17 protein-coding genes are annotated in these 12,780 nt (G+C 71.9%); 5 read left to right on the top strand and 12 right to left on the bottom strand.

Going from position 1 to position 12,780, the window contains the following annotated elements; translation table 11 throughout:
• Positions 1-96 precede the first annotated feature (96 nt).
• Entirely contained in the window at positions 97-1,104 is a 1,008-nt protein-coding gene (locus RIN75_RS08110) for an RNA polymerase subunit sigma-70 (RefSeq protein ID WP_309111172.1), read from the top strand.
• A 46-nt stretch (positions 1,105-1,150) separates the two neighbouring features.
• Here the strand turns inward: RIN75_RS08110 and RIN75_RS08105 are convergent, their stop codons facing one another.
• Positions 1,151-1,735 (bottom strand): dihydrofolate reductase family protein, encoded by a 585-nt coding sequence (locus tag RIN75_RS08105; RefSeq protein WP_309111171.1) that lies wholly within the window; start codon positions 1,733-1,735, stop codon positions 1,151-1,153.
• 454 nt (positions 1,736-2,189) lie between these two features.
• On the opposite strand from RIN75_RS08105, the gene RIN75_RS08100 reads away from it, so the two are divergent.
• Positions 2,190-2,999, top strand: a complete 810-nt coding sequence (locus tag RIN75_RS08100; protein ID WP_309111170.1) for an SAM-dependent methyltransferase — start codon at positions 2,190-2,192, stop codon at positions 2,997-2,999.
• Positions 3,000-3,019: 20 nt separating this feature from the next.
• Here RIN75_RS08100 and RIN75_RS08095 read toward each other — a convergent pair whose 3' ends face one another.
• Both RIN75_RS08095 and RIN75_RS08090 read right to left on the bottom strand, forming a co-directional pair.
• Positions 3,020-4,093, bottom strand: a complete 1,074-nt coding sequence (locus RIN75_RS08095; protein WP_309111169.1) for a GTP-binding protein — start codon at positions 4,091-4,093, stop codon at positions 3,020-3,022.
• 84 nt (positions 4,094-4,177) lie between these two features.
• On the bottom strand, positions 4,178-4,312 hold the full coding sequence (locus RIN75_RS08090; RefSeq protein ID WP_309111168.1) for a hypothetical protein: 135 nt from the start codon (positions 4,310-4,312) through the stop codon (positions 4,178-4,180).
• Here RIN75_RS08090 and RIN75_RS08085 point away from each other — a divergent pair.
• On the top strand, positions 4,311-4,844 hold the full coding sequence (locus tag RIN75_RS08085) for a hypothetical protein (RefSeq protein WP_309111167.1): 534 nt from the start codon (positions 4,311-4,313) through the stop codon (positions 4,842-4,844). The genes RIN75_RS08090 and RIN75_RS08085 overlap by 2 nt on opposite strands.
• Positions 4,845-5,201: 357 nt before the next feature.
• Positions 5,202-5,510 (top strand): hypothetical protein, encoded by a 309-nt coding sequence (locus RIN75_RS08080; RefSeq protein WP_309111166.1) that lies wholly within the window; start codon positions 5,202-5,204, stop codon positions 5,508-5,510.
• A 179-nt stretch (positions 5,511-5,689) separates the two neighbouring features.
• Here RIN75_RS08080 and ccsB read toward each other — a convergent pair whose 3' ends face one another.
• The 7 genes from ccsB to RIN75_RS08045 form a co-directional block, all read right to left on the bottom strand.
• Entirely contained in the window at positions 5,690-6,463 is a 774-nt protein-coding gene (gene ccsB, locus RIN75_RS08075; protein WP_309111205.1) for a c-type cytochrome biogenesis protein CcsB, read from the bottom strand.
• 47 nt (positions 6,464-6,510) lie between these two features.
• Positions 6,511-6,909, bottom strand: a complete 399-nt coding sequence (locus tag RIN75_RS08070; protein ID WP_309111165.1) for a hypothetical protein — start codon at positions 6,907-6,909, stop codon at positions 6,511-6,513.
• Positions 6,902-7,282: a hypothetical protein gene (locus RIN75_RS08065; RefSeq protein WP_309111164.1), complete on the bottom strand. Its 381-nt coding sequence runs from the start codon at positions 7,280-7,282 to the stop codon at positions 6,902-6,904. The genes RIN75_RS08070 and RIN75_RS08065 overlap by 8 nt, the downstream gene beginning before the upstream one ends.
• A 64-nt stretch (positions 7,283-7,346) precedes the next feature.
• Positions 7,347-8,189 carry a M56 family metallopeptidase gene (locus RIN75_RS08060; RefSeq protein ID WP_309111163.1) on the bottom strand — a complete coding sequence of 281 codons (843 nt, stop codon included), beginning with the start codon at positions 8,187-8,189 and terminating at the stop codon, positions 7,347-7,349.
• Positions 8,186-8,539, bottom strand: a complete 354-nt coding sequence (locus RIN75_RS08055) for a BlaI/MecI/CopY family transcriptional regulator (RefSeq protein ID WP_309111162.1) — start codon at positions 8,537-8,539, stop codon at positions 8,186-8,188. The genes RIN75_RS08060 and RIN75_RS08055 overlap by 4 nt, the downstream gene beginning before the upstream one ends.
• Positions 8,540-8,668: 129 nt before the next feature.
• Positions 8,669-8,884, bottom strand: a complete 216-nt coding sequence (locus RIN75_RS08050) for a hypothetical protein (RefSeq protein WP_309111161.1) — start codon at positions 8,882-8,884, stop codon at positions 8,669-8,671.
• A gap of 56 nt (positions 8,885-8,940) precedes the next feature.
• A complete protein-coding gene (locus RIN75_RS08045) occupies positions 8,941-9,780 on the bottom strand; it encodes a TIGR03620 family F420-dependent LLM class oxidoreductase (RefSeq protein WP_309111160.1) in 840 nt (279 codons plus the stop codon).
• 90 nt (positions 9,781-9,870) lie between these two features.
• Between RIN75_RS08045 and RIN75_RS08040 the strand changes: the two genes are divergently transcribed.
• Positions 9,871-10,719: a LysR family transcriptional regulator gene (locus tag RIN75_RS08040; protein ID WP_309111159.1), complete on the top strand. Its 849-nt coding sequence runs from the start codon at positions 9,871-9,873 to the stop codon at positions 10,717-10,719.
• Between the two features lie 32 nt (positions 10,720-10,751).
• Here RIN75_RS08040 and RIN75_RS08035 read toward each other — a convergent pair whose 3' ends face one another.
• Together RIN75_RS08035 and RIN75_RS08030 are read right to left on the bottom strand one after the other, a co-directional pair.
• Entirely contained in the window at positions 10,752-11,618 is an 867-nt protein-coding gene (locus tag RIN75_RS08035; protein ID WP_309111158.1) for a hypothetical protein, read from the bottom strand.
• A gap of 322 nt (positions 11,619-11,940) precedes the next feature.
• A complete protein-coding gene (locus RIN75_RS08030; protein WP_309111157.1) occupies positions 11,941-12,765 on the bottom strand; it encodes a hypothetical protein in 825 nt (274 codons plus the stop codon).
• Positions 12,766-12,780 lie beyond the last annotated feature (15 nt).

The raw sequence follows: 12,780 nt of genomic DNA, 5'->3' as shown, positions 1-12,780 counted from the left end.
CAGAACGGCCCGGTGTCAGCGGCTTCGCCGATCAGAAATCCTCCGCCACGTCGTCAGTTCTGGTAGCCCCTCTCACCGGTGGAAGGATTGACGACCATGACCGACGCCAGGCCGCCGGGCGCCGACGAGGCCACGTTCATCGCGGCGGTCCGCTCGGGCGATACGGCGCGGTTCGCGCTCGTCACGGAGCGGCACCGGCGTGAGTTGCAGGTGCATTGCTATCGGATGCTCGCGAACTACGAGGACGCCCGGGACATGACGCAGGAGACGTTCCTGCGGGCGTGGCACAAGCGGGAGTCGTTCAAGGGCCACGCTTCGCTGCGGACCTGGCTGTACCGGATCGCGACGAACGTCTGCCTCGACTTCCTCGACAAGCGCAACGACCGCACACCCCTACTGTCCGAGCCGTCGGATGCCGGCTCCAAGGTGCTGTACCTCCAGCCGTACCCCGACCGGATGCTCCCCGAGGACCCGCAGGAGTCGGTGGTGGCGCGGGAGACGATCGAGCTGGCGTTCATCGTCGCCGTCCAGCACCTGCCGCCGCGGCAGCGGGCGGTGTTCATCATGCGCGACGTCCTGGGCTGGCCGGCGCCGAAGGCCGCCGACGCCCTCGAACTGACCGTCGCGTCGGTGACCAGCGCACTGCAACGGGCGCGTGTGACGATGCGCGAGCGGCTGCCCGACCGCCGCCTCGACTGGCGCAGCCCCGCCACCCACGAGCTGTCGAACGACGAGCGGGGCGTGGTGAAGTCGTACGTCGACGCCCATGAGCGCAACGACCTCGACGGGCTGATCTCCCTGCTGCGCGACGACCTGCGCTTCGCGATGCTGCCCGAGTCGGGCACCACGACCGCGACGGCCAAGGAGGCGGTGGACGGCTGGCTCTCCGGTGGGCTCTTCCAGCGCGGCCACGACGACTGGCGCGGCATCACCACGACGGTCAACCGCATGCCGGCCGTCGCGCTGTACCTGCGCACCCCCGACGACCCCGAGTACCGGCTGTTCGCCATCGCGGTCCTGCACGTCGTCGACGGGAAGATCGCCGAACTCACGGGATTCGACGCCGCTGGCAAACCATGGCTGGGCCTGCCCGCGACACTGTGATCACAGATGCCCCCATCGTCACGATCAACGAGGCCGGTCGTCGCCCTCATCGCCTCGTCTCGTATCGGGTCAGCAGCACGCCGCCGGGAAACGCCCGGGTCTCCACCAGGGTCAGGTTCACCCAGCTGTCCAGCGCGGTGAAGAACGGCGTGCCGCCGCCCACCAAGACCGGCACGGTGACCAGCACGTACTCGTCGATCAGCCCGGCCCGCACGGCCGCCCCGGCGAGCGTCGCGCCGCCGATGTCCATGGGGCCTGCGTCCTCGGCTTTGAGCCGGGTGATCTCGGTGACCGCGTCGCCGGTGACCAGGCGGGTGTTCCAGTCGACCGCGCTGATCGTCGAGGAGAACACGACCTTCGGCATGTCCCGCCAGCGGCGGGCGAACTCGATCGCCGCCGGCGTGGCTCCGGGCTGCCGGTCGGCGGTCGGCCAGTGGGAACTCATCGTCTCCCACAGCTTGCGCCCGTACAGCGCCAGGCCCGTTGCCGCCACCCGGTCGGACCACCACTGGAACAGCTCGTCGCTTGGCGACGAGTCCGGACCCTCGCCCGCACTCCAGCCGAGGTCGTCGCCGGGCGCGGCGATGTAGCCGTCCAGCGTCACATTCATGGCGAAGGTCAGTTTCCGCATGGCGTCAGCCTCCCTGTGAGTCGATCTCACGCATATGGACGGGCGCGGCGCGAAAACCTGATCGGTGCGCGATCCGACGGTGGTTCGGCAGGCGGCGAGGTCGTGATCAAGCAGTCAGCTACACCGAGCAGGTGCGCCGTTGACCGTGGCCCAGATGGCCGGCGCGCCCGGCTCCGGTGGCGTGCCGGTAGTCCCGGACGGCCGCGACCAGGGCGGCGTGCAGCTAACAGCAAATTACCTGCAACAAGCAAGGGCATGCGAGAGCGACGTGGGCGACATGGCGGGGTGCCGCGTGCCTCCGGTCGGCCTCATGTCCTTGTCCTTTGTGGAAAGGTGCCCTTCGTGCCGGCGGCGGTGCGACAGGTGGCTATCCTCTGCGCGAGGAGCGGACCGCACGACCAGGCGAGGCATCGGGGTCGGTGCCGAGTCCCTGCGGTCGCGGAAGGGAGCGGGGATGGCCGACCGGTTGGCCGGTGTGCCGGAGGAGATCGACCTCACCCGGCCCAGCGCGGCGCGGGTGTACGACTACTACCTCGGCGGTGCGCACAACTTCGCCGTCGACCGCGAGATGGCCGCCCGTGCCGTGGCGATGTGGCCCGACCTGCCGCTGATCATGCAGGCCAACCGGGCGTTCCTGCGGCGGGCGGTGCGGCACTGCGTGGCCGCGGGGGTGCGGCAGTTCCTCGACCTCGGTTCGGGCATCCCGACCGCGGGCAACGTGCACGAGGTGGCCAGGAGCGCCGCCCCGGACGCCCGCGTGGTCTACGTGGACGTCGACCCGGTGGCCGTGGCGCACAGCCGCTTCATCCTCGGCGACGACCCGGCGACCCGGGTCGTGCAGGCCGACCTGCGTCGGCCCGACCTGCTGCTGGACCACCCCGAGGTGCGGTCGCTGCTGGACTTCGAGCAGCCGGTGGCGGTCATGATGGTCGCGGTGCTGCACTTCGTGCCGGATGCCGACGACCCGGCGGGCGTCGTGGCCGGGTACCTGGGCGCGCTGGCGCCCGGGAGCTTCCTCGTGCTGTCCCACGCCACCCATGAAGGACAGCCGGACAAGGCGGAGGAGCACCAGGAGTTGTACCGGCGCACGGCGACGCCGATGACCATGCGGTCGCGGGCCGAGGTGTCGGCGCTGTTGGACGGCTTGGACGTGGTCGACCCCGGCGTGGTGTACCTGCCGTTGTGGCGACCCGAGTCGCTCGACGAGGTCGACGAGCGCCCGGAGCGGTTCACGGGTCTGGCGGCGGTGGCGCGCAAGCGGTGAAGTCGCCGCTGACCCGGTGCTCAGACCGGGTTGGCGTGCGCTCCGGGGAACGGGTCGGCGAACTGCAACTCGCCCGCCAGCGCCCACTCCTCGTCGGTGAGCAGCGCTTCCCGCAGCGCGGAGGTGATCACGTCGGCCGACGAACGGTGTGAGACCACCACCAGTTCCTGGACGCGGTCGCCGGTGGTCGCATCCCAGGCCGTCACACGGCCACTGTCTGCATCGGACCGAGAGTCCGGTGTGGACGGCCACGGGCCTGCTTCGCCGATGCGCAGGGAGCGGCCGGCCGCCTCCAGCCACATGACGGTGTCGTGGCGGCTGGCCAGCCACACGCGGCCCCGCACGCGCACGACGCCGCGGCACAGCGCGGTGAGCACCCGGTGCAGGCGCACGGGGTGGAAGGCGCGTCGGGCGGTGAAGTGCACCAGGTGCACACCGTGGGAGGGTTCCAGCGGCGTCCGACCGCGCAGCACCGGGCCCAGGACGTCGTCGACCTCGCCTCGCCGCGCGTCGAGGGGAATGGCAGCCAGCAGTGCGGCGACGTCCAGGTGCGCCAGTTCCTGTCGTGCGGCGGTGGGGTTGAGCCGGTCGAGCGCCGCCGCCACCCGCGGGTCCTCCGGTCCGGTCAGGACCAACGCGTCGGCGAACTCCGCCTGTCCGACGACCAGTTGCGCCGTGGTGCGGTGGTCGCCCGGGGCCGCGCCCAGGCCGCGGTCGGCGAGCAGTTCGCCGCCGGTCGCGTCGGCGAGCCAGGTGGCGCGGTCCACCACCGTGATGACGGCCTCGACGCGGACCGGCTCGTCGGTCAGCGCGACGCACACCGCCTCGGGTTCCAGGGCCGGGTCCAGGTGCAGGACCACCGGGCCGTGCAACTGCCGCAGCAGCGGCACGAGGTCCAGCCGCATCGTGCAGGACACGCAGCCGTGCTCCAGGCGCAGTTCGGTCAACACCCCGTCGACCCACCGCCGCACCACGCCCTCGGCCAGCCGGCTCAGGTCGTGGCGCACCAGCACCGCGCCGGGTAGCGCCCGCCACACCTCCTCGGCCACGACGTGCTCGCCCAAGCCGGCCACGAGGATGACGGTGGTGTCCACACCTCACACTGTAAATGGCAATCGTTTTCATTACAAGCGACCTGCCGCGAGACGTGTCGACGTGTGGCACACCGGCGCGCGTGGTCAGCCCGCTTGGGCCGCCGCGAGGACGGTCCGGCAGATGAGGGCCAGGTCGTTGGCGTCGACCACGTAGGGCGGCATGGTGTAGACGAGGTCCCGGTGGGGTCTGAGCCACACGCCGTGGGCGGCGTGGCTCATGTCGGATGCGGTGGCCGAGGTCGTGGCCCAGTGGCAGCGGGAACTCCCGGACGTGGACTTCGGGCCGATCGCGGTGGTGGGCCGGCTGATGCGCCTGTCCCGGCTCGGGCTTGATCTCCAGCTGACTCGAGGTCCTAGCGTCGGCGGCATGAACGGGACACTGCTTTTCCACAACACCATGCGCATCCGCGAGGGACACCTGGACGAGTTCCGCGCGGCGATCCTCAAGGCCGTCGAGTTCGTCCGCGAGCACGGTCCGCAGTTGATGGTGGAGGTGTTCGTCGACGCCGACGCGATGCTGGCGCACAGCTTCCAGCTCTACGCCGACGACGAGTCGGTGCTCAGGCACTGGGAGCTGTCCGACCCCTACATCCGCGAGGTGATGGAGCACTGCGCGGTGGAGCGGTTCGAGGTGTTCGGCCGGCCGGGGGAGCGGGTGCTCGCGGGCCTGCGCACCCCCACTGGCGAGTCCTTCGCCACGACCATCACCCCGCGCCTGACCGGCTTCACCCGCCTGGCCACACCCCGCTGACCGGCGGCACCGGCACGCCGGGCAGTGGCGGCGCGGTTGGCACCGCGAGGTGGGCCTGCCCGCGCGAGCACGACTTCGTCGCTGTTCCGGCACCGCTTGGGCTCGCGCGAGCCGCGGATACCCGCAGAGTGGTCACCCCGTCCGCCGCGGCGTGTCGACACGGGTTGAGCAGCAGCTCGGTCGTCGGTCTCGTGGGCTTGGACGACAGGTGCGCTCATGTTCGTCGCCGCGGCCCGCGGGGCCGGCGGTCCCAGCGCCGTGACGACGCCCGCGGCGACCGCGATCAACGCAAACACGACACCTGGTCTTCGCATGGACTCCCCCAACCGTTGAGTTCCCGAGGAGCCCACGTTGGGGATGAACCGGACAGCCGCTGACGGTCGAACGACCCACAAGCGCGGGAACACCGCCGGTCAGGCCGTCGACGGGGAACCGCTGCGCCAGGTCGCCACCCGCGAGGAGGTGCGCGCGGGCACGTTCTCCCACGACGGCGCGAACGACAAGACCTACCTCGGCAGCGACCCGACCGGTCGCCGGTTCGAGATCCCCGCCCGCAAGAGCGGCCTGCGCTTCTTCGCGGGCGCGGACGGGTCGGTGGTGCGCGGCATCGAAAGACCAAGGCGTGGCGCTTCCGCAACCCGGTGGACGTCTACTCGGAGAAGATGATGGGAATGGTCCGCCAGTTCTACTTCATGGGCCGCGGCTGACCACCAGGCCCGGTGGTGCCACCAACACCACCGGGCCTATCGGCGAGGTTGTGGAGAGCCGGCGGTGAGCAGCTACCCGGCCAACGTTGGAGCGCGCGTCGATCCCGCCCCACCCGCGCCGCTCGACGGGCGCCACTTTCAGGCGTAGGAGTGCAGGCCCACCGTGACGAGGTTGACGAAGAACAGGTTGAACAGCACCGCGACCATGCCGATGACGTTGATCCACGCCGAGTTCCGGCCGCGCCACCCGGCGGTGGAGCGGGCGTGGAGGTAGGCGGCGTAGCAGAGCCACGACACGAAGGCGAAGGTCTCCTTGGGGTCCCAGCCCCAGTAGCGGCCCCACGCCTGTTCGGCCCAGATCGCGCCGGTGACGATGGCGAAGGTCAAGGTGGCGAACCCGATGACGCCGGCGCGGTAGGCGACGCGGTCCAGGATCTCGGCGGGTGGCAAGTGGGAGCGCCCGCGCGCGCTGAGCAGGTGGAGTCCACTGAGGACACCGGAGAGCAGGAACACGCTGGAGGCCATGATGGCGGCGGCGACGTGGATGGTGATCCAGTACGACCTCAGCGCCGGCTGCAACGGGGCGACCTCGGTGTAGAGCTGGTTTCCCGCAAGGAAAAGCAGCAGCGCGATGGGCAGCAGCACGAACACCGACAGCCGCCGCACGCCGTGCCGCCACACCACGTACAGCCACGCCACGACGGCGATCAGGCCGACCGCCGACAGGTACTCGTACATGTTGCCCCACGGCACCCGCCCACCCGCGATCCCGCGCAGCACAACGGAAACGGCGTGCAACACCGCCCCGAGCACGGTCAGCGCCAGCCCGAGCCGCCCGCACAGGTCGGCCACGCGCGCCGAGGCGAACCGGCCGAACGAGTGCTCGCCCGCGCCGAACAGCGCCGCGGCCATGTAGACGCCGAACGCGCTGGTGAACAGCCAATCCGACAACACGGCGGTCACGCGGTTCCTCCTCGGGTGCGCCGGATCCACGCCAGTCCCAGCACGGGCAGCACGAGCGGGATGAACAGGTAGCCGCTGCCGAACGACGACCACACCGTGGCGTCGGGGAACCACGCCGGCGCCACAAGGCTGAGAACCCCGATCCCCAGCACCCCCGCCAGCTCGACCGCGCAGGACACGACCGCGACGCGCCGCGAGGTGCGGCTGCCCAGCGCCAGCGCGACGGTGGCCACCACGTACACCAGGGCGGCCACCGCGGACAGCAGGTAGGCCACCGGCGCCTGGTCGAAGCGGGTCCCGATCTGCGCGGCCGAGCGGGCGGTCGCGGCCAGGGCGAAGATCCCGTACACCGCGATCAGCAGCCGGCCCGGTCCGGACCGCCTGGCCTCACCCATGCCCGGCCCAGATCTGGGTCAGCCGCAGCACCATCACCGGCACGCTCAGGCACCCGACCGCCAGCACCGACGCGCCCCACCGGGACCGCTCGGCCACCGCCCACAACGCGGCCAACGGCAGCACCAGCACGGGACCGAGCAGGTAGCCGACGAACGTGGGCCCGGACAGCTCCCGATCGGTGCCGACCAGTTGCGCCACCCCGATCGCGGCCTGCGCCAGCAGCCCGACCTCCAACAGCACCACCAGCCCGGCGACGCCCAGCGTCAGCCAGGTCTCCAGGGTCAACGGCTTGTTCAGCGCCACCAGCAGCACCGACCAGGCCGCGGCCACGAGCGCCACCGCGGTGAGCGCCACGGACAACGAGTCGATCATGAGTCCTCGAAGCAGCGGGGGAACGTCTACTACAAACTGTAGCACTACAGCTTGTAGTAGAGATTCACCAGAGGACGAAGCTGATCGGCGTCGTCACCAGCACCAGCCCGCCGACCAGCGCGGACCACCGCGCGAACGCGGTCAGCGGCACCGTCCCGGCCAGCCGTTCCAGCCGCACGTCGATGTCCCCGGCCACCCCGAGCGCGCCCGCGGGCGGCGGAGCGTCCCGGAAGCGGCGCAACGCGGACGCCAGGGGAGCGGCACCGTGCTCGCGCCGGGCGTTGTCGTCGGCGCGCATCTCCACCAGCAGCGCCACGGCGGCGGTGATCCGGCGCGGCACCAGCCGGCGCAGCGCGGTGAACGGCAGCAGCACCAGGTCGTGCCGCTCCCGTCCGTGGGCGTGCTCGTGGGCCAGCACCGCGAGCAGTTCGTCCCTGGTCAACGCCCGCACCGCGCCGGAACTGACCACGACGGTGCCCGGCAGGCAGTAGGCGATCGGCAGCGGCGAATCCACCACCACCGCGCCCGGCACGTCCCGGTCCCGCCGCGCGACCAGCGCCAGCACGTCCCGGTGCCGCCGCCGCACCCGCGCCACCGCCAGCCACGACCACACCACCGCGCCGACCAGCCACCCACCCAGCGCCAGCCCCACGACCACCGGCACGACACCCCAGTGCGCCGGGTCCCGCGCCAACGCCACCAGACCGGCCGGGATCGAACCGGGGAACCGCGCCAGCCCGACCGCGAGCAGCAGCCCGACGATCGACAGCACCCACGTGCACGCCAGCATCTGCCACAACAGGATGCCGGTGCGCGGCGACCGCCACACCCACCGCGCCCCGGCCAACGGCCCTGCCAGGCACCCGCACAGCACCAGCGTCACCGCCAGGTGCAGCGCCGCACTCACTCGCGCTCCTCCGCCAACGCCCGGGTCAACGCCTCGGCCTCCGGCTCGCTGACCGCCCGCGCGAAGTGCGCCAGCGCCGCCCGCCGGTCACCGGTCTGGGACAGGGCGTCGAGCATCAGCCGCGCGACGTACTCCTCCCGGCTGGCCGACGGCGAATACCGCCATGCCCGCCCGTCCGGTTCGCGCCGCACGAACCCCTTGCCGGCCAGCCGGGTCAGCACGGTCATGACGGTGGTGTAGGCCAGGCCACGGTCAGCCAGCGCGTCCACGACCTCGCGCACGAGCATCGGCTCGCCGCGGTCCCACAGGACGTCCATGGCGGCCCGTTCCAGTTCGCCGAGCGTGCTCACCGACGTCCTCGCAGGTCCATGCGCCGAATCGTAGCCCCGACGACATGGCGGCGCGGCCGTCGGCGGTCGCCGTTGCGGGGGTGTCGTCGACGCCCTCGCCGACGACCAGCACCCGATGCCCGCCTCCATTCAGACCGGGAACCGTGGTTGCGCCTCGACCTCCTGGAGCGCGCGGCACGTCCGCTGGTCCGCGTCGCCTGTTGCGCTCGTGGTCGTCGGGGCTGCCGTGGACGTGGGCGCGGTCGTGGTCGTCTGGGCGGTCGTGGCGGCGGTCGGGTCTGCGGTCGAACCGCAGGCACCCACGACGAGCATGGTCGCCACCACCGCCGGCCATCGGATCGCCACGCCGCCACGGCAGGCGGGAGTGGCCGGGACCGGTCCCGGTCGTCAAGAGCCGATCATCACCCGGCCCGGGCGGTGTGCACCGCTTCGGCGACGGTGTGGAGCGTTGCGATCGGGTCGTCGCCGAGCGGGTAGACGCCGATGTGGTCCGCGCCGGCGTCGCGGTGGGCCAGCAGCCGCCTCGCGACGGTGGCCGGGTCGCCGTGGGCGACGAGCGCGTCGACGAGGCGGTCGCTGCCGGCGTGGGAGAGGTCGTCTTCGGTGAAGCCGAGCCGCTTCAGGTTGGCCGCGTAGTTGGTGACGCCCAGCGCGGTGCCGGGCGGTGCGGACCGGGCGACCGCACGGGCCCGCGCGGTGTCGGGCTCGGCGAGGGCGAAGTGCCCCGGCAGCAGCAGCTTGTCCGTGCCGAGGGTCGAGCGCGCCCGCCGGGTGTGCTCGGGAGGCACCATGCACGGAACCGCCCCGGCGGCGCGGTCGCGGGCCAGGCGCAGCATCTTCGGCCCGAGCGCGGCCACCACCGTGCGCCCGGCCGGAACGCCCGCCCGGGCGAGTCGGTCCAAATAGGACACCAGTTTGGCGTGCGGAGAGGTGTACTCGGTGTGGACTTCGCGGTGCCCGACCCCGACGCCGAGCAGGAACCGGCCGGGGTGCCTGGCCTCGATCCGGTGGTAGGAGGCGGCGACGGTGTCCGCGTCGGCGGTCCAGACGTTCACCACGCTCGTCCCGACGACCAGCCGGGTGGTCGCGTCGAGCAACTGCTCCGCCAGGGCGAGGTCGGCCGGTGGCGAGGCGTCCAGCCAGAGCGCGCCGTAGCCGGCCCGCTCGATTTCCGCCGCGGCTTCGGGGTTCACTTCGTGCGCGCGCAGATGGGCGCCCAGCAATCCGGGATCGATGCTCACGCCCCGACTCCAGCAGGACGGCCCGCGGCGAACCAGGCCCGGGGCTGACGCGTGGCGATAACCTGACGGCATCGTCGCAGGGGAGGGCCGGTGGAGCTGCGGGCGTTGCGGTACTTCGTCACAGTCGCCGACGAACTGCACTTCGGCCGGGCCGCTGACCGGCTGCACATCGCGCAGCCCGCGGTCAGCAGGCAGATCGCGCGGCTGGAGCGCGAACTGGGCGTCCGGCTGTTCGACCGCTCACCGCGGCGGGTCCGGCTGACCGCGGCCGGGCAGCGGGTGCTCGCCGCGGCGCGGGAGGCGCTCGCCGCCGCCGACCGGGTCCGGGTCGTGGCGCGGGAGCAGGCCGGCGTCATGCGCATCGGGACGGGTACCGGGCAGTTCACCGCCCGCTTGGAACGGGGGATCGACGCGTTGCGGGAGCGGGCCCCGCTGTTCGAGGTCGCGCTCGTCGACCTGCCGCTGCCCGCGCGCCTGAACGCCCTGCGGCAGGGGGAGATCGACGTGGCGCTGGCGCGCGGGGTGCGTTCGGCGCCCGGGGTGCGGGTGCTGCCGGCGTGGACCGAGTCCCTGTACGCGGTGGTGTCCGCGCGGCATCCCGCCGCCGGTGGTGAGGTCGTGGGGGTGGCGGAGTTGGCCGCCGACGTCGTCCGGACTTCCCGGGACCACGACCCGGCTGTGATCACCGCGCTGCGGGAGGCCGGGGTCCAGGTGCGGCCGGGCCGCCGGGCCGGGACCGTCCAGGACACCATCATCGAGGTCGGCTCCGACCCGCGCGGCTGGACGGTGCTGCCCGCCGATCAGGTGGCCGAGATCCGGTCCACCCGCGTGCGCGCGATCCCGCTCGCGCCGCGCACGACGATCACCGGCAGCGTCGTGGTCCCGAACGATCTCCCGCCCACCTGCACGGCGGCCCACCGGGCGGCCTTCGGCGACTGATGCCGTGCCAACTCCCGGCGGCGAGCCGACCGTCAAGTTCTGGCGAGGTCCGGGTGGTTGCGGACGGTGGCGGCGACGCCCGCCGCGGCGGCCAGGCCGCAGGCGGTCAGCGCGGCGACCGTCCACCCGCCGGTGTTCGAGGTCTCCCCGGCCACGCCGAGCCCGATGACCGCGGCGGTGACGGCGTTGAGCAGCGTCTGGCACGCCACCACGAGATCGGGTGGCCCGCTCGCGTAGGACAGCTGGACGAACCACGCCCCGACGAGGAAAGCCACGACCAGACCCGCCACCGACAGCAACGGGACACCACCGAGGCCGTCGAACCGCATGGACACCGACACGTGCCGCAGCAGGACCGCCATCAGGCCGTACGCGACCCCGGCGCCGGTCGCGAGCAGCACGGAGCGGTGGACCCCGTGTCGGGCCAGGCCCAGCACGCCGAGCGAGCCCACGACCAGGGCGACCACACTGCCCGCGTGCAGCGCCGCCTGGTCGGGCAGGCGGGCGTCGATCGCGATCCGCGAGACCGCGGCGACGAACGACCCGACCCCGATGACGGCCGTGGTGACGGCCAGCCAGAACGCGCCGGTGGCCCGGCCGCCCCCGGTGTGGACGTTGATCACCGCCACGATGGGCAGGGACAACGCCGCGATCGGGGCCACCAGGGACACCGGCGCCAACGCCAACGCCGTCACCTGGAGCACCGCCGACACCGCGAGCAGCAGGAAACCGTGCCGCCACCGGGAGTTGCGGGCGAGACCCGGCAGCTTGCGCAAGGTCAACCCGGCCGTCGACTCGGCGCGGACACCTTGGTGCTGCCACCACCCGCCCACCGCGCTCGCGGCCGTCGCGACGAGCGCACACGCCACGGCGAGCGACCACATCAGGCACTTCCGCACACGGTCATCGCAGGCACCCGTCCCGAGCCGGCCATCCTCACCGGTACAACGACGCCGACCCCTCCACCATTTCAACCGCCGAGACGTTCCTCGGCACCGCTCGTCCCGCGGCCTGTCCGAGGTCCGTCCAGAGGCGGCCGGCAAGAGCGCTCCGCGCGGCAGGTGCCGCCGTTGCGGAAACGCGGTGGAAGTGGTGGGTGATCGCATGGTCGAGGCGTTTTCCCATGCGATCATGCATTGGGAAATCCGGCCTCGCTCGCGGCTCCAATTCCGCAAAAGGGTCCATTGACGCCGGCCGGCGCGGAGGGACGACCAAGGGCCGTTACCAGCCGAACTCGCCGTAGATGGTGGTCGAGAAGTGGATGCCGCCACTGAGGTGTTCGATGTAGCGGGGATCCTTCACCGTGAAGGTGAACTCGGCGTAGGGGTAGTCCTCCAGGCGCATCCGCTCGAGCTTGTCCGCGTATTCGTCCTCGTCGAAGTCTTCGTCGTCCTCGACGCCGTCCCACGGCGGCGGCCAGTTGTGGGTCGCGCCGACCTGGTAGTCCGTGATGATCTCGCACGCCACCTCGTGGAACGCTGCACCGTCACGCGGACGCCGGACGTACGAGACCCCTGCGGAGAGGCCCACGCTGAGGGATTTCACGCCGTACCGCTCCTTCAGCGCCTGCGTGGCTGCCTGTTTCCGTTCGTCGTCACGGATCTCGTCGACGGCCCGCAGTTCCTCGACCTCCTGGTCGGACAAGTGGATGTGCGCCCCGTTGTCCAGGTCCCAGAGCCGTTCGAACTCCGCTGTCACCTCGAGGTTGGCCGCGACGGCTTGGGCTTGGCCGAAGTCGCCGGGCACCCGGTCGTCGGGCATGCGGTCGTCGCCGGACGTGAAGAAGAAGCCTTCGCGCAGGCGGTGCCACACTTCGAGGATCATCCGCATCGGGAAGTCCCGTCCCGGGGGAACCGATTCGGAGTCGGGGTTGATGATGTGCACGCGCCCGCGAACGGTCGCGCCCGTCTTGTCGTCGATCGAGATCCGGTACTGGTCGGTCATGCCGCCCGCCCTCCTGGTCGCGAAGATCATCTCAATGACGCGCGTCGCCGTGGTGTGGTTCCACCGGGGCACGGGCGGTGCCATCGTCAACAGCGCGTCCACCGTGCAGAACCGCCC

Origin of the sequence: Saccharothrix sp. (assembly GCF_031180885.1) — a bacterium.
In the GTDB taxonomy this organism is placed as follows: Bacteria; Actinomycetota; Actinomycetes; order Mycobacteriales; family Pseudonocardiaceae; genus Actinosynnema.
This window is presented reverse-complemented; position numbering and strand designations above follow the sequence as displayed.